Raw genomic sequence first — 16,872 nt, 5'->3', positions numbered from 1 at the left:
CTATGGGAATAGTAGTTTATTTGTCTATCTTTGAAAGATTATAAGATTAAAACCAGCTCAATACCATGAACATATTTAAGTTTGCCATTTTAGGATTATTGCTGAGCAGCACTGCAATTCATGCACAGGATGAAAGTAAGGTAACGATTACCGGCACTGTTAAAGACGCCACTTCGGGAAAAGTATACCTTCAGAAGTTTGATAACAAAATGTTTAAAACACTGGATTCTGCCGAAGTAAAAGACGGTAAATTTAAATTCAGTAAAAGTCTGAAATTGCCGGAGCTATATGGATTGACGGTCGATAAAGAGGAAAGCCCGCTGTATGTTTTCCTGGAGAAAGGCCAGATTAATGTAGCGCTTGATCCGGAAAAATATTATAGAAATTCTGTGGTGACCGGTTCTGTTTCAAATGATCTGTTTACCAGTTATAAGAAAGAAAAAGACGTTAAAATCGGGGAGTTCATTCAGAAGAACCCAGGCTCTTTAGTGGCTGCTTATGTATTATACAGAGATTTTTCTTACCGGTTGAGTCCGGAAGAAATCAGCCAAAACCTACAACTACTGGACCCGGCTCTGCAGAATACACCTTATGTTGCGGTATTAAAAGACCTGGTGAATGTCCTGAATTCGGTAAGCGTTGGAAAGAAAGCTCCGGATTTTGAAGGAAATACTCCGGAAGGCAAGACGATTAAACTGTCTGATCATTTTGGGAAATATTTATTGCTTGATTTCTGGGCATCCTGGTGTGGACCCTGCAGGAGAGAGAATCCAAACCTGGTAAAAGCATATCAAAAATACCATGACAAAGGATTTGACATTTTCGCCGTGTCTTTGGATAAATCAAAAGAAGCCTGGTTAAAAGGGATTAAAGATGACAACCTGAGCTGGACTCATGTTTCTGACCTTACCTTTTGGAACAGTGCAGGAGCGAAGTTATATGGCGTAAGAGCCATCCCTGCAAACGTATTGATTGATCCGAATGGAGTGATTATCGCAAGAAACCTGAGCGGTGTAGATCTGGACAAAAAACTCGGAGAGTTATTAGCGACGCCATTGGCGACGAAAAAATAGAATTAGTTTGAGTATTCAACATTTGAAATTAGAACCAGCGGGGGAACTAATAGAACCAACAAACAACAGGGTGATCATGATTGATGATACACCCTGTTTTATTTTGATAGCTATCCTGTTTTAAACATTGTTTTAATCCCGTAGCTCCCTTGATACAGGCAGTTCTGCGATGGTTTAGGCCTGATGAAGGTATAGGCTAAGTAAGGCAGCCAGCGTGGTACCAATTAGCGGACCAACAACAGGAATCCAGGCATAAGCCCAGCCACTATCGCCTTTTCCATGAACTGGCAATATCGCATGCATAATCCTGGGCCCTAAATCTCTTGCCGGATTAATGGCATAACCAGTTGTTCCTCCCAGCGACAATCCAATCACCCAAACCAGAAAAGCAACCGGTATTGCACCCAGAGAACCGAGTCCAATGGCTGTTTGTTCCGTGCCCAATGCCGCATCTGTAAAGTGAAGAATGACAAAGATCAGCACAAATGTGCCTATGATCTCAGAGATAAGGTTCGACCATTTGTTTTTGATCGCGGGAGCAGTACAGAAAGTAGCTTGTTTCGCACCCTGATCTTCCGTTGGCTTATAATGGTCTCTATAGGTTAACCAAACCAGAAATGCACCTAAAAATGCACCGATAAACTGTGCGGCAACATACAGGGGGACTTTTGCCCAGCTGAATTTCCCGGCAATGGCAAGGCCAACAGAAACGGCAGGGTTGAGGTGCGCACCGCTATATGGCCCGGCAACAACTACCCCCACAAAAACAGCCAGTGCCCAGGCAGTGGTGATGACGATCCAGCCACCATTATTTCCCTTAGTGCCGGATAAGACGACATTCGCGACCACCCCATTTCCCAAAAGTATCATTAACATAGTGCCGATTACCTCGGCCGAAAATTCCGACATTTCTATAGATTTAAGTTTTTTAATGAACTAAGCGCAATTATACGTAAGTATAAACAAACGATATCGAAACTAAAAGAAAGCGAATTGAAAAATTTAATCCATCCGGATGTTTTGTTTTGAAAGGCTTGTACCCTGGCTATTTAAAGATACGGGGTATATAACAGCGGTTTTTAAAAAAGGGCTGTTGTTGAGTCTAATTGTATCAAATTTAATACAATTAGACGCTAAGGTTCAATCCCCTGTTCTCAGCAGCTTTGATATTCTTTTTATAGGGGTAAATCGCTACAGATGAGTGGTTCAGGCCAGATTTTAATATCAGACATTTGCTCCCGCCGGCATTGTGGCACATTTCTTTCTAGGCCCCTCTCATAAAATAACACATTATGAAAAAGATCATCATTTTGGCAATATGCCTATTCACCGCCGGTGCTGTAAATGCACAGAGCCCGATCAGACTTGGGGTCAAGGCAGGATTAAACGTTCCTAATATTATTAAAGGAGACGGAAATAACGATTATAAAACTAAAGTAAATCCAGGCTTTAACGCGGGTGTTACCTTAGATATTATGTTGATCAAAGGCCTGGCATTCACTCCTGAGCTTTTGTATTCGACTAAAGGATATAAATTGGAAACACCACTTGGTGAGTTCAAGCAAACCACTCATTTTGTTGATATTCCAATTTTAGCCACCATTAATGTAGGTGGTTCCGGATTAAACCTGGTTGTAGGACCTCAGGTTTCATTCCTGACCTCTACTAAAAATAAATATTCAAGTAATTTTGGCTCGACTGTAGAAGACGAATACAGAGAAGATTCGGACAAGTTTAAAAAGAGCCTTGTAGGAGGTGTAATTGGTTTCAGATACGATATCAATGACAAAGTCGATCTTCATGGTCGTTATGCACTGGATTTCCAGAAAAATAATGAAGATGGAACGAAGAGAACTCCGGAATACAAGAATCAGGTATTCTCGGTAGGTATGGGTCTAAAATTCTAAGCCCCGTCAACCTAACGCATAAAAGCCTGTATCATCTGATACGGGCTTTTATGCGTTACAGACCTATCGGGAGCGATTAAGGACCCGGGCATTCTCCCTGTTTTTTTATTTATATTTGAGATTTAACCGAATACTAGCTCAATGAAATTTAAGTACCCCATCCTTGCCTTCTTTTTCTCCTTAACGGGCCTTTCTGTGGCTCAGGCACAACAAGCGGAATCGCAAAAGCAACAACATACGCAACGGGAAAGCTATATAAAAATGTTGTCTACGCCTAATCCATGGGTTGACTCTGTATTTAAGAAGCTAAACAGGCGTCAGAAAATTGCCCAGCTGTTTTTTGTGCGGGCGCATACTGATATGGGCAAGGTTTTCGAAGATTCTATTGCCAGAGTGGTTAAAAAAGAACGTATTGGCGGGCTCGTGTTTTTTCAGGGAGGTCCCGGCCGGCAAGCCATCCTAACCAATAAATATCAGGGCCTGGCCCGTGTGCCATTATTGATAACTTCTGACGGAGAATGGGGATTGGGAATGCGCCTGGACAGCACTATTTCTTATCCTTATCAAATGGCTTTAGGTGCCGTTCAGGATAAGCAACTGATCTATAAAATGGGTCTGGAAGTGGCTAAAGACTATAAACGTATCGGAATGCACATGAATCTTGCACCCGATGTAGATGTGAACAATAACCCGAAAAATCCGGTGATCAATTACAGGTCATTTGGTGAAAATAAATACAATGTAACCGCTAAAGCTTCCGCCTATATGAAGGGCATGCAGGATGGCGGACTATTGGTCAGCTTAAAGCATTTCCCTGGCCATGGGGATACCGATGTAGATTCTCATTATGACCTTCCTAAGCTGCCTTTTTCAAAAGAGAGACTGGACAGTCTGGAAATCTATCCTTTCCGCGAACTGATAAAAGAAGGAGCGGCAGGAGTAATGATCGCACACATGAATATTCCGGCATTAGACAATACCCCGAATATGCCTTCTACCTTATCAAAACCTATTGTTACCGGAATTTTAAAGCAGGAATTAGGCTTTAAGGGCATTGTTATTTCTGATGCGATGGGTATGAAAGGAGTCGTAAAGTACTTTAAAGATGGGGAGGCCGATGTAATGGGTATCATTGCAGGAAATGACATTCTGGAGCTTTCGGAAAATAGCGCAAGGGCGATTAAGCTGGTGAGAAAAGCCGTAAGATCAGGCCGTATTCCTATGGAACGCATTGATGAGAGTGTAAAGAAAATCCTGACGGCTAAATATTGGGCCGGCTTAAATGTAAAAGACAAAGTAAATGAAAACAATGTCTATGCAGAAGTAAACCGACCAGAGAGTAAAGTATTGTTACAACAACTGGCCGATGCTGCTATGACCTTGTTAAGAGGGAAAGCATACCTGAAAACGCTTTCTGCTCAAAAGACAACAGCGATCATCAGTATTGGAACACCTCAGGTCACCACTTTCCAGCAGGACCTGGGTAAATATTATAAAAACGCCGTTTTTTATACCCTGGATAAGACCGCAAATGCGAATGACATTGCAAAAGTATTCAGAGACCTTGGTTATTTTGATCAGGTTATTGTCGGGATACACGATACACGTAGCCGCCCCGGAAATGGGATGGTATTGACTGCAGATCTGAAAATGTTTATTAAAGATATGGCAGATAAAAATACCGTGTTCGCCTTGTTCGCGAATCCTTATAATATTGCTGCTTTGCCGGGCCTTGAAAATAGCAAGGTACTGCTTGTCGCTTATCAAAAGGAAGATTTTATGCAGCGTGCAGCAGCGGCTGTACTTAAAAATCAATTGATGCCTTCTGGTAAATTACCGGTTACGGTCAATGGTTCTTTTAAATACGGCGACGGCGAATAGGAAACCAAATGTTTTGCCTAAAAAAAGGCTCCGGAATTTAATTCCGGAGCCTTTTTTTATGATTTTAAGATCTTGTTATTTGTTGTTTTCAGGCTTCAAAGCCGCAACATTCCAGCTTTTCAGGAACTCTGTTACCTTTTTCACACTGTGGCCTTTTCCTTCTTCCAGATAAGCCGAGTTTTGAGTGTGTAAAAGTTTGCCATCACCATCAAGAATCAGAAATACAGGAAATCCGAAACGTCCCGGATATTGCAATTTTGCCAATACCGCTTCGTTCTTGTTTTCCTTGCTATAGTTGATCAATACCGTTTCATAATTGTCATTCAGCAGCTTTTTAAGCTCAGGAGTGTTGTCTACCAGCTTATGAAAAGCGATACACCAGGAGCACCAGTTTCCGCCTACCTGAACAAATACATGTTTACCTTCCTTTTTAGCCTTCGCAATGGCAGCATCAAGGTCGGCCTGTGCATTTGCAGCAGGATTATAAATTTTAACAGCCTCTTTTGTCTCCTGAGCAAAGGTGCTGGCAGAGATGGTTACAAAAGCAAAAAGAAGTAATGCTAGTTTTTTCATGGAATTTATTTTGAGTGATATAATCTTGTATAAGAACTGAGATAGTATTGTATAGAAATGTTGTATTACTCCAACAGGAGTTTTAATTAGTAGCTGCCTTTATATCAAATTAGTGCAACTACAGCCAAAAGTAGAAAACTATTAACATCTTTTTGTAATCTGAGTATAAAATTAATCCACCAATCTACTAGACTACTATTTTGTGGAAACTTCGGAAGAATCCTTTAGCTTTACCTAATGCCTCAACAGCCGCTAAAAATACTACAAGCTTCCGCCGGATCTGGTAAAACATTCAGTCTTACAGCCCATTATTTGACCCTTTTATTATCCGGAGAAACCAAGTACCGGGAAATTCTCGCCGTAACCTTTACCAATAAGGCGACTGAAGAGATGAAAACCAGGATCATGGAGGTGTTGAAAGGCTTTGCGCTGGGGCAGGAAGACGTGGAAAGCTATCGGGTATTGGTCTTAAAAGCACACCCCGACTTAAATAAAACCCTTCTTCAGGAAAGATCGGAGAAGATTTATAAGAGAATCCTTCACGATTACAGCCGTTTCTCGGTGAGCACGATTGATGGGTTCGTCCAAAAGGTGATCAGGGGCTTCGCTTTTGAACTGGGACTGGATTCCGGTTATGCCCTGGAGATGAATTTTGAAAAAGTAAAGAATGAACTTGCCGATAAGCTGGATGAGCAAATGGACCACAATCCGAACCTGCTACAGTGGATCATAGATCTCGCTTTAGACCGGATCAGCAACAATGTAAGCTGGAATTATAGAAATGAGCTGACCGACCTTGCCGGAGAGATTTTCAAAGAGCGTTATCAGCCTTTCGACAATGCCATTCAGGAATTGATCGAGCATAACGACCTGAATGTGATGTTTGGGGAGTACAGTAAATCTACCAGACAGCAAATCAATTTATTTGAAACCGAGCTCAAAGAGCTGGCTTTACGTGCCACAAATCTATTTGAAGAGGCCAATATTGCGACGGACCAGCTCAAAGGGAAATCAAGGTCGCCACTGCTGGCAATCGCGAAGATTTCTGATGGTGATTTTGATAAGATTGAAAACATTTCGAAACTAATTAATGAACCCGAAGAATGGTTTAAAGCAGGGGCAGACGATAGCCTTTACTATCGGCTGAACCCCGTTCTCGATAAATTATACCAACATTATATCAATGGTCTGCCCGAATATATTCTTGCTCAGGCCTTCCAGAAAAACCTATACTACCTGCGATTAATGCAGGAAATGGCCGTTTTATTGAAAACCTACCGACAGGAAAGTGGCAATCTGCTGATCAGCGATGCGCAAAACTTACTGAAAGGAATTACCGGAGAAGATGATGATAATCCTGCCTTTATCTGGGAAAAGACCGGTAGCCGATACCGACATTTTCTGTTTGATGAGTTCCAGGATACTTCCGCCAACCAATGGGGAAACTTTAAGCCGCTATTGAAAAATGCGATGGCAGAAGCCAATGGCAAACTGATTGATCATTTGATTGTAGGTGACGTAAAACAGTCGATTTACCGCTGGCGTAACGGAGATTGGAACATCCTCCACCAACAGGCAAAGAAAGATATTGGCGAAACTTATGTCGTTGCCGCAAATCTGGAAGAGAATTACCGGAGTACAGAAAATATCATTTCCTTCAACAACACACTCTTTAAAGCGCTGCCGATTCTCATGCAACGCCGCTTAAATGAAACTATTGGAGAACAGTCTGCCAATCAGAAATTAGCAGATTGGTGGGAAGAAAAAGGCTTCAGTCACATCATGACTGATGTATATGACGAAGTAGAACAGAAGATCACCCCAACAACTGCTGAGGGTGGTGCCATTGATTTCTCTGTGCTAAAAACCGATGCCGATGGCAAAAGTCTGGGCAGAACAGGTTTCAAACCCGAGGCTTTAAGGCGTATGGTAGAGACTTTAAAACGTCTTATTCTGGAAGAACAGCGCTATAAAGCTGGCGATGCCTGCGTATTGGTACGCTCCAATTCAGAAGCCATAGCCGTGGTAGACGCTTTAATGGAAAACAACATCAATGTGATCTCCGGTGAAGCCCTGCTAATTGAAAACAATACCGCGGTAAAAATCCTGATCAACACCTTAAAAGTGATGGCGGGAATTCCCGGAAATACCGCTTTGTATAAAGCGAATATCATCAGCCTGTATGCGCAGCTAAGGGGAGTAGAAGTACTGCCCGATCAGTTGTTTAATTTGAAAATTAAAGGTCTGGAGCATCTGATAGACATACTTCCGCTGGAACTTTGTGAAAACTGGAAGAGCTGGATGCAGCAGCCTCTACCGGAATTGCTGGAAAAATTAATCCATGCTTATGGACTGAGTCAGGCCAGACATTCCACTTATTTGCCCTACCTGTTTGCCTTGAGAGACCTTGCAGGGAATTTTGCCCGACAAGGAGAAAAGGGCATTACGGCCTTCCTGTCTTACTGGGATGAAGAGGGCAAAAGAAAAACTTTACCTTCCTCAGAAAGTACCGATGCCGTGCAGGTGATCACCATCCATAAATCAAAAGGACTAGCCTTTAAAGTGGTTATGGTGCCTTTTTGTAACTGGGAAATCAATGGAAAACCCAATGGGATTTTCTGGGTGCCTACCGAAAACACCCCTTATCACCAGTTGCAAAGTATTCCTTTGAAATACAATAAAGAACTCGGACAATCGGCGGTAGCCATTCCTTATTATGAGGAGCTGCTATACAACAATATGGATGCGCTAAATATGTTATATGTAGCCACCACAAGGACCAAAGAGTACCTGTATATCACTTGTCTGGGCAAAAAGACAGACACCGTAAGCACCATCGGGGATGTATTGGCGATGACGTTAAAAGATCAGCTGGATGAAGAGGGTCGCTTTTTTGTAGATGTACCCGTAGTTAAAAAGAGTAAGTCGAAGCCCGCTGAAGAAAATGGGCCTGAGCTGATCAATTTACAGGAGTATCCGACTTCCGAAAGGCTTTCAGAAGTTTTCAATAATAAGCTCAAAAGAAAAGAACTGGAAATGCTGACCGGCACCAACGCGGGTAGGGAAGGAACGATCTTACATGAAGTGCTGGCCAGATCGGCCAATCTGGAAGAGATGGAAACGGCATTGAGCAATATGCTCAATGAAGGCTTCTTTAAAGCGGAGGAGTTGCCTTCTCTCCGTAGACAAGCAGGTAATGTTTTGGCGCATGGCGAGCTCCAGGCGCTGCTAAAAACCAGTAAGGAAACCATCAATGAAAAGAGTATCATTGATATCCGCGGAAAAATGTACCGACCGGATAAAGTGCTGATCTCTGGAAATGAGGTCATCGTAATTGATTATAAATTCACGCTTAAAGAGAGCGATTCACATATTAAACAAGTGTACGGGTACCGCGACTTGTTATTGGCAATGGGCTACCAGAAGGTAAAAACCTATTTGTTTTATGCACATAGTGCAACCTTAAAATCAGTGTAAAGATGAAGGCGTTTTTAAAAGAAGTTGCAGAAGATTTAGTAAAAAGATTGGGTTCGGATCTGCACCATGCCGCAGTAGTTTTTAACAACAAAAGACCGGTTCCCTACCTGCAAAACCATTTGGCTGATACGCTGAGGAAGCCTTTTTGGGCCCCCTCATTCTTCACCATTCAGGAGTTTTTTGCGCTGTCTACACATTTGCAGGTGGCCGATGGCTTTACGCAGTTCTTCACCCTGTTAAAAGAATACAACAAGCTCCTAATTGAAGAAGGCGGAAAACCGCTCAATCCTGATGTTTTCTATCCCATCGCAAGGATCATTCTTAGTGATTTTTCTCAAATAGACAACGATCTGGTAAATGCAGATCAGTTGTTTCAGGAGCTGGAAGATATAGCCGTGATTGAAAAGGATTTTCAGCACCTGACCGAAGAACAGCAACAGTTTTTAGAGCAGTTCTGGTCGTCATTCTCTTCCGGAAAGCAGCAATACCACCAGGAACAGTTTATCCGCATGTGGAGACGAATGCCTAAACTATACCGTGGATTTCATGCGGCATTAAGAGAAAAAGGCTATACCACAATGGCTTATATCTATCGCCAGCTGGCAGAAGGGAAAGCCGATCTGCCGGAATTTACCGATGCTTTTAAAGCAGGAAAAATTGTGCTGGCCGGTTTTAATGCACTTAGCAATGCTGAAGCCGTGATTTTCAAAAGATGGAATAAAGATGAAAAAGCTTTGTTCTATTTTGATGTCGACAAATACTATATGGATGATGATACTCAGGAAGCCGGTTTATTCCTGAGAAAGAACATTCAGAAATTAGGCCTGCCGAACGCTTTGGGCGCGGCAAAAGACCTGATTAGAAATCAGCAGAAAGAAATTAATGTGTACAAAACACAGGGGCAAACGGCACAGGCAAAGATTCTTCATCAGGAATTGTTACAGGATTATCCATTATTGGATGTAGCAGACAATGCCGGTAAAATTGCACTGATCCTTGCCGATGAAAGCTTGTTATTGCCGGTTTTACAAACCATTCCCACCAAGTATCAACATGCAGGCGGTGTGTCTAACATCGAATTGAACGTTACCATGGGTTATCCCTTATTGGCAACTTCCATTTTTGGACTTGCAGATTTATGGCTGAGTGTTCAGGCGCAACTGATTGAAGGGAAAAAAGACACCATCTATTACAGAGAAGTTGAAGCTTTCCTTTCTCACCCCTTAACAGGCGTTTTACCTGCCCTGAGGGATACCATACAACAGGAGATTCTGAAAGATCAATTGATTGATGTTCCGGTAAAAACCCTGCAAAAAGATGATTTGTCCACCTTGTTCTTCGCCAAAGTAGACAAAGGCTTAATGGCCATTGATCATTTACAACAGGTCTTTAAATTGATATTGGAAAGACAACTGGAAGAGCAGACCTTAAAACAAACGGAAGCCGATTTATTTGGGGCCACCTTAAAAGAACTCAACAGATTACACGATACTTTAGAAGATTATGCGGCGCATCTGCCACTTTCTTTTGTGCTTTCGCTGATGCAAAAAGCGGTGCAGGGAATTGCGGTTCCATTGAGCGGAGAGCCTTTGCAAGGGGTACAGGTGATGGGCTTACTGGAAAGCAGAAGCCTGGATTTCGAGCATGTATATGTACTTGGCGTAACGGAAGGCATCCTTCCCCAGATCAATGTATCGCCTAGTTTCATCCCCGACAGTATCCGCAGGGCTTATGGATTACCGGTTATTGAAAACCAGGACGCCATTTCTGCCTATATGTTTTACCGTTTATTACAGCGTTCCAATAAGGTAAGTCTGGTGTATAACGGTCAGGCAGACGACAGTAATACCGGCGAACCAAGTCGCTTTTTAAAGCAGCTGGAATTTGAAAGCGGCTATACTTTTAAATATTTCGACCAGTCGCAATCCCTTGCCATTGAGCCGAAAGTAGCATTTGATATTAAAAAAGAAGGAGAGGTATTAAGGCGTTTACATACCTATCTGGACAATCAGGAGCAGGATCCGGTTAAATTATCCGCCACCAGACTAACGACTTACCTCAATTGTCCGGTGCAGTTTTTCTATAAATACATTGCTAAAGTAGAAGAGCCGGAAGAGCTGGCGGAAAATCTTGAAGCCAATAGTATTGGTTCTACTTTACACCTTGTCCTGGAGAATTTTTATCAGAAATTAAAAGACGAAAGCCCTTACATCACTAAAGAACGCATCGCCGAAAACAGAAAACAGCTCACAGAAATGTGCAAAGTTGCTTTTTCTAAAGTGATGTTTAATAAGGAGGAACGGCTACTGGAATACAATGGAATGCAGCAGGTGATGCTGGCTATTGTGGCTGAATATGCCAATGTAATCCTGGATCATGACGAGCAGCAGGCACCATTTTCGCTGGTAGAACTGGAAAATGCGGATGATTATGTGATTACCTTCCCGATTAAGGTAAAAGGAGAAGAACGGAAACTGACTTTGTTTGGTATTATTGACAGGGTAGACCAGCGTAACGGGGTCACCAGAATCGTCGATTATAAAACCGGAAGGGATGAAATTGGTTTTTCTTCTATTGATGAACTGTTTGACAGCGAGAGTAATAAGCAAAACAAAGCCCTGGTTCAAACCTTGTTTTATACTTATGTATATGAGCAGGCAAAAGGGATTTCCGGTGTAGAGCCCAACCTGTATATCGTTCGTAAAATGCGCGAAGAAGGTACCTTGTTCTATCTGAAAGAAAACAGAAAGAGATTGCTGTTACAAGCAGAACATCTGGAAGAATTAAAAGGAAGTTTTACGACGTTATTACGCGAAAAACTAGAAGAATTATTCAATCCGGACCTTCCTTTTAAGCATACTACGGTAGCAGAAAATTGTATGTATTGTCCGTATCTTACCCTTTGTGGAAAATAATTAAGAAAAAAAAACAGCGCCTATGTTACTATCAGCGGTCCCGATTCTGGCCTTCAACAATCAAGCGGAAACCATTGCTTTTTATACCCAAAAATTGGGCTTTACCTTCCATTCTGAATGGGATGGTTACCTGATTTTCAGCAGGGAACAGGTGTTCATTCACCTCTGGTTTACCGAAGATCCTGCCATTCCAAAGCATACAGGCTGTTATATTAATGTAAATAAGGTGGAGCAATTGTATCAGGAATATGAGCAACAAGGGATTGTGCATCCGAACGGAAAGCTGGCTTTAATGCCCTGGGGAATGCGTCAGTTCTCAATTTTGGACAACAATGGCAACATTATTCATTTCGGCGAGCCCTCCGAAAATGAAGACAATTAAACGGAAATCACAGTGTAATTAAAACACTACTTTATAATTAATTTACAATGGTTATATTTGCCATCAGTTAATATTTGAATATACAATGAGAGAAATTCAATTTAGAGAAGCGTTACGTGAAGCCCTAAGTGAAGAAATGCGTAAAAACGAGAACATTTTTTTGATGGGTGAAGAAGTAGCGCAATACAATGGTGCTTATAAAGTAAGTCAGGGTATGTTAGACGAGTTTGGCGACAAACGCGTGATTGATACTCCTATTGCCGAAATGGGCTTTACCGGTATTGGTATTGGCGCAGCAATGAATGGATTAGTTCCGGTCATAGAATTTATGACTTTCAATTTCTCATTGGTTGCCATTGATCAGATTATTAACGGTGCAGCCAAAATGCTTTCAATGAGTGGAGGTCAATTCTCTATTCCGATCGTATTCCGTGGCCCAACCGGAAATGCAGGTCAGCTAGGTGCACAGCACTCTCAAAACTTTGAGAACTGGTTTGCAAACTGCCCGGGTTTAAAAGTAGTAGTTCCATCTACTCCTTACGAAGCTAAAGGTTTATTAAAACAAGCTATTATTGATCCGGATCCAGTGATTTTCATGGAATCTGAGGTGATGTATGGTGATAAAGGTGAAGTTCCTGAAGAAGAATATTACCTGCCTATCGGAAAAGCTAACGTGGTAAAAGAAGGTACTGATGTAACCATCGTTACTTTCGGTAAAATGTTAACCCGTGTAGTGAACCCGGCTGTTGAAGAGTTGACTAAAGAAGGAATCAGTGTGGAAGTAATCGATTTACGTACTGTACGTCCTATTGACTATGCAACCATCATCGAATCTGTTAAGAAAACCAACCGTTTAGTGGTAGTTGAAGAGGCATGGCCATTGGCTTCCATCTCTTCTGAGATCGCATTTAATGTTCAGAAGAATGCTTTTGACTTCTTAGATGCACCGATCTTACGTATCACTTGCGCTGACGTTCCACTTCCATATGCACCAACACTTATCGCGGCTAGTTTACCTAACGCTGAAAAAGTAATTAAAGCAGTAAAAGAAGTGATGTACGTAGCAAAATAAGTTACAAATTACATCGTTAATATAGGATCCCGTTGGTATTTACCAACGGGATTTTTTTTAACCTATCCTAACCGGTGGGCAACAATTCATTAACACATTATTTATTTGAGGATATCAATTGTTAGCCTTAATTTTGGCCACAATTGTACGTTAGCATATCAAAAGATCATTAAATGAGTCATCATTCCAAAATAATCGCTGCCGAGCTTTCGGTAGCTGAAAAACAGGTTGTTGCAACCATCGAATTGTTAGATGCCGGTGCTACCGTACCATTTATTTCCCGCTATAGGAAGGAAATGACCGGAAGTCTGGATGAAGTTCAGGTAGCGGCAATCCGCGATAGATTTCAACAACTTCGTGAGCTCGATAAACGTAGAGAAGCAATTCTGAAAGCTCTGGCCGCATTGGATAAACTGAGCCCTGAACTGGAGCATCAGATCAATGAAGCGACCAATATCACCGCGATCGAAGATATCTACCTTCCCTATAAACCTAAACGCAAAACCAGAGCTTCTGAAGCGCGTAAAAAAGGACTGGAGCCATTGGCATTAACGCTTTTGGAACAAGGTAAAGGAAATCCGGATTCGGAAGCTAACGCCTTCTTAAACGCTGAGCTGGGCGTAAATTCTATTGAAGAAGCCCTGGCAGGCGCAAGAGACATCATTGCAGAGATCGTAAATGAGCATGTGGAAGTCAGAACCGCAATGCGCCAGTATTTTCAGCAAAAATCTTCTTTCAAATCTTCTGTAATGAAAGGTAAAGAAGCGGAAGGTATCAAGTATAAAGATTATTTTGAATGGGAAGAGCCACTAAAAGCGGCACCATCACACCGTGTGCTGGCCATGAGAAGAGGGGAAAATGAAGCCATTTTGAAACTGGAAACAATGCCGGAAGAAGAAGGTGCAATTTCCATCATCGAAGGGCAGTTCCTGAAAGGGAATTCTCCGGCGGCGAAACAAGTGAAAATGGCCATTCAGGATTCTTACAAACGTCTTTTAGGACCAGCGATGGAAACTGAAATCCGTTCTTTTTCAAAAGAGAAAGCCGATATAGAAGCGATTCGTGTGTTTGCTGAAAACGCCAGACAGTTGTTATTGGCAGCGCCAATGGGACAGAAAAACGTATTGGCAATTGATCCGGGATTTCGTACCGGATGTAAGGTGGTTTGTTTGGACCGACAAGGAAAACTATTAGAAAATACAGCGATATACCCACATACCGGACAAGGGAATGTGAAAAACGCAGCAGATAAAATTATTGAGCTTTGCAAAAAGCATCAGGTAGAAGCCATTGCTATCGGTAACGGTACGGCCGGAAGGGAAACAGAAGTGTTTGTCCGCGGTTTGCAGATCCCTGATGTCACTATTGTGATGGTAAATGAAAACGGTGCTTCTATTTATTCCGCTTCGGATGTGGCACGTGAAGAGTTCCCTACGCAGGATATTACCGTTCGTGGTGCAGTTTCTATCGGCAGGAGATTGATGGATCCACTGGCAGAACTGGTCAAGATCGACCCTAAGTCTATTGGTGTCGGACAATACCAGCACGATGTAGACCAGAACAAATTGCAACAGTCGCTGGATGATACGGTGATGAGCTGTGTGAATGCGGTAGGCGTAGAGTTAAATACTGCTTCTAAGCAGGTATTGGCTTATGTATCCGGTCTGGGACCACAGTTGGCGCAGAATATCGTGACTTACAGAGATGAAAACGGGGCGTTTAAAAATAGAGAAAGCCTGAAAAAGGTTCCTCGTTTAGGCGGTAAGGCATTTGAGCAGGCTGCGGGTTTCCTGAGAATCAGGGATGCAGAGCAGTTGTTAGATTCAAGTGGCGTTCACCCGGAGCGTTATGCTTTGGTGAATAAAATGGCCAGAGACCTGAACTGTAGCGTTGCACAACTTGTAAAAGATGCAGAATTAAGAAAACAAATCAAGCTGCAGCAATATGTAACTGAGGAGATCGGTTTGCCGACTTTAAACGACATTATGAACGAATTGGCAAAACCAGGGAGAGATCCAAGGGAGCAATTTGAGGCCTTTAGCTTTACAGATGGCGTCAATGAAATCGCAGATTTGAGAATAGGAATGAAACTTCCGGGAATCGTAACCAATATTACCAATTTTGGTGCTTTTGTGGATATAGGCGTTCATCAGGATGGTTTGGTGCATACCAGTCAGCTGGCAGATCGTTTTGTAGCCAACCCGAATGATGTGGTAAAAGTGCATCAGAAGGTAGAAGTAACCGTGGTAGAAGTTGATGCAGCAAGAAAACGTATTTCTTTATCCATGAAATCCGGAGAAGCGAAGCCTAAGGTGAAAACAACAGGAAAACCCGAAGAGCGCGCAAAGACTTTCAATAAACCGGCGAATACCGCTGGTGCCAGACCAAAATCGGGTCAAAAACCGGATCAGAAGGGGAAAGCACAAGCAGAAGGTGACTTACAGGTGAAACTGGAAGCTTTGAAGAATATGTTTAAATAACCAATCCGTTATAGGTTGATCTTGATAGTTGAGATCAAACAGAAAAGGTTCGGCGTAATTGCTGAACCTTTTTTTATTTAGAAAGACAGACAGATTGAATTACAATTCAATCTGTCTTCTGATACTTTCTTCCAGTGAAATCAGGGTTTCCGTACGTTGGATTCCTTCCACCGCCTGTATTTCCTCATTCAGCACATGTCTCAAATGATTGGTGTCCCTGCAAATGATTTTAGCGAACATACTATAAGCACCGGTCGTATAATGTAGTTCTACTACTTCCTTGATTTTACTCAGTTGTGCGACTGCATCTTTATATTGTATCCCTTTCTCCAGATAGATTCCAAGGAATGCACAGATATCATATCCTGCTTTTTGCGGATCAATCATCAAATGAGAACCTTTAATAATGCCCATTTCCTGTAGTTTTTTCATTCTTACATGGATGGTTCCACCGGAAACGATCAGATCTTTAGCGATTTCCGTATAAGGTTTCGTCGCATCCTGCATTAACTGTTTTAAAATGTCAATATCCAGGTTATCAATTTCTAAATTTTGGCTTTCTTTTTTAAGCATGATTTTGATATTTGTTAACGATATTCAAATATAATTATTAATATGGTAATAATAAAATAAAATGATTAAAATATTTGCAACGTAATAGGGTTGTTGTTACATTTGTATCAAGCAAGTAACAAAAAATAATCGTTCTTTTAACATTTGCTTATACTCTGTAGGGTGGTGGAATTGGCAGACGCACCTCCTTGTCTCGGTGGTGGAGAATATGGAAAACCCGTAAGGGCTAACTACTCCTTGAAGGTTCGACTCCTTCCCCTACAGCCATGAGTTTTTGAGTGGTAAGTTTTTCAGTTCTAATATAAGGTGCATTGGAAATTTACGACTTAACGCTTAAAACTCAGAAGATTGTACTTTATTTATTTTGTTGGGTGGTGAAATTGGCAGACACGCCTCCTTGTCTCGGTGGTGGGGATTAATGGGATAAACGTAGTTTATGGGTTGACCACAATTGATTTTGAACTATAGCTAACTACCCCTTGAAGGTTCGACTCCTTCCCCAACAGCCAGTTTTTTTATGAATAATAAGTTAGTTAAAA

General features: G+C 41.9%; 11 protein-coding genes and 2 tRNA genes. 10 read left to right on the top strand and 3 right to left on the bottom strand.

Annotation, left to right across the window (positions count from 1 at the left end; genetic code table 11):
- Positions 1–65 precede the first annotated feature (65 nt).
- Positions 66–1,073 (top strand): TlpA disulfide reductase family protein, encoded by a 1,008-nt coding sequence (locus OQX61_RS16115; RefSeq protein ID WP_265842827.1) that lies wholly within the window; start codon positions 66–68, stop codon positions 1,071–1,073.
- Between the two features lie 174 nt (positions 1,074–1,247).
- On the opposite strand, the gene OQX61_RS16110 is transcribed toward OQX61_RS16115, so the two are convergent.
- Positions 1,248–1,982: an MIP/aquaporin family protein gene (locus tag OQX61_RS16110; RefSeq protein ID WP_265842826.1), complete on the bottom strand. Its 735-nt coding sequence runs from the start codon at positions 1,980–1,982 to the stop codon at positions 1,248–1,250.
- Between the two features lie 383 nt (positions 1,983–2,365).
- On the opposite strand from OQX61_RS16110, the gene OQX61_RS16105 reads away from it, so the two are divergent.
- Entirely contained in the window at positions 2,366–2,980 is a 615-nt protein-coding gene (locus OQX61_RS16105) for a porin family protein (protein ID WP_265842825.1), read from the top strand.
- A 141-nt stretch (positions 2,981–3,121) separates the two neighbouring features.
- Entirely contained in the window at positions 3,122–4,861 is a 1,740-nt protein-coding gene (locus tag OQX61_RS16100) for a glycoside hydrolase family 3 N-terminal domain-containing protein (protein WP_265842824.1), read from the top strand.
- 75 nt (positions 4,862–4,936) lie between these two features.
- Here the strand turns inward: OQX61_RS16100 and OQX61_RS16095 are convergent, their stop codons facing one another.
- Positions 4,937–5,434 (bottom strand): thioredoxin family protein, encoded by a 498-nt coding sequence (locus OQX61_RS16095; RefSeq protein ID WP_265842823.1) that lies wholly within the window; start codon positions 5,432–5,434, stop codon positions 4,937–4,939.
- A 237-nt stretch (positions 5,435–5,671) separates the two neighbouring features.
- Between OQX61_RS16095 and OQX61_RS16090 the strand changes: the two genes are divergently transcribed.
- The 5 genes from OQX61_RS16090 to OQX61_RS16070 all read left to right on the top strand — a co-directional run bounded on the left by OQX61_RS16090 (position 5,672) and on the right by OQX61_RS16070 (position 15,760).
- A complete protein-coding gene (locus tag OQX61_RS16090) occupies positions 5,672–8,911 on the top strand; it encodes a UvrD-helicase domain-containing protein (RefSeq protein ID WP_265842822.1) in 3,240 nt (1,079 codons plus the stop codon).
- Positions 8,912–8,913: 2 nt separating this feature from the next.
- Positions 8,914–11,826 (top strand): PD-(D/E)XK nuclease family protein, encoded by a 2,913-nt coding sequence (locus OQX61_RS16085; protein WP_265842821.1) that lies wholly within the window; start codon positions 8,914–8,916, stop codon positions 11,824–11,826.
- 22 nt (positions 11,827–11,848) lie between these two features.
- On the top strand, positions 11,849–12,208 hold the full coding sequence (locus tag OQX61_RS16080) for a VOC family protein (protein WP_265842820.1): 360 nt from the start codon (positions 11,849–11,851) through the stop codon (positions 12,206–12,208).
- 85 nt (positions 12,209–12,293) lie between these two features.
- Positions 12,294–13,280: a pyruvate dehydrogenase complex E1 component subunit beta gene (locus OQX61_RS16075; RefSeq protein WP_265842819.1), complete on the top strand. Its 987-nt coding sequence runs from the start codon at positions 12,294–12,296 to the stop codon at positions 13,278–13,280.
- Positions 13,281–13,453: 173 nt separating this feature from the next.
- On the top strand, positions 13,454–15,760 hold the full coding sequence (locus tag OQX61_RS16070) for a Tex family protein (protein WP_265842818.1): 2,307 nt from the start codon (positions 13,454–13,456) through the stop codon (positions 15,758–15,760).
- A gap of 99 nt (positions 15,761–15,859) precedes the next feature.
- Here OQX61_RS16070 and OQX61_RS16065 read toward each other — a convergent pair whose 3' ends face one another.
- Entirely contained in the window at positions 15,860–16,333 is a 474-nt protein-coding gene (locus OQX61_RS16065; protein ID WP_182959096.1) for an Lrp/AsnC ligand binding domain-containing protein, read from the bottom strand.
- 156 nt (positions 16,334–16,489) lie between these two features.
- Between OQX61_RS16065 and OQX61_RS16060 the strand changes: the two genes are divergently transcribed.
- A tRNA-Asp gene (locus OQX61_RS16060) sits at positions 16,490–16,600 on the top strand.
- Positions 16,601–16,698: 98 nt separating this feature from the next.
- Positions 16,699–16,842, top strand: a tRNA-Asp gene (locus OQX61_RS16055).
- Positions 16,843–16,872: the final 30 nt, after the last annotated feature.

Origin of the sequence: Pedobacter sp. PLR (assembly GCF_026239675.1) — a bacterium.
In the GTDB taxonomy this organism is placed as follows: Bacteria; Bacteroidota; Bacteroidia; order Sphingobacteriales; family Sphingobacteriaceae; genus Pedobacter.
This window is presented reverse-complemented; position numbering and strand designations above follow the sequence as displayed.

Coding starts and splice junctions, on each gene's coding strand:
- OQX61_RS16115 (WP_265842827.1), top strand. CDS start 66: ATGAACATATTTAAGTTTGCCATTTTAGGATTATTGCTGAGCAGCACT.
- OQX61_RS16110 (WP_265842826.1), bottom strand. CDS start 1,982: ATGTCGGAATTTTCGGCCGAGGTAATCGGCACTATGTTAATGATACTT.
- OQX61_RS16105 (WP_265842825.1), top strand. CDS start 2,366: ATGAAAAAGATCATCATTTTGGCAATATGCCTATTCACCGCCGGTGCT.
- OQX61_RS16100 (WP_265842824.1), top strand. CDS start 3,122: ATGAAATTTAAGTACCCCATCCTTGCCTTCTTTTTCTCCTTAACGGGC.
- OQX61_RS16095 (WP_265842823.1), bottom strand. CDS start 5,434: ATGAAAAAACTAGCATTACTTCTTTTTGCTTTTGTAACCATCTCTGCC.
- OQX61_RS16090 (WP_265842822.1), top strand. CDS start 5,672: ATGCCTCAACAGCCGCTAAAAATACTACAAGCTTCCGCCGGATCTGGT.
- OQX61_RS16085 (WP_265842821.1), top strand. CDS start 8,914: ATGAAGGCGTTTTTAAAAGAAGTTGCAGAAGATTTAGTAAAAAGATTG.
- OQX61_RS16080 (WP_265842820.1), top strand. CDS start 11,849: ATGTTACTATCAGCGGTCCCGATTCTGGCCTTCAACAATCAAGCGGAA.
- OQX61_RS16075 (WP_265842819.1), top strand. CDS start 12,294: ATGAGAGAAATTCAATTTAGAGAAGCGTTACGTGAAGCCCTAAGTGAA.
- OQX61_RS16070 (WP_265842818.1), top strand. CDS start 13,454: ATGAGTCATCATTCCAAAATAATCGCTGCCGAGCTTTCGGTAGCTGAA.
- OQX61_RS16065 (WP_182959096.1), bottom strand. CDS start 16,333: ATGCTTAAAAAAGAAAGCCAAAATTTAGAAATTGATAACCTGGATATT.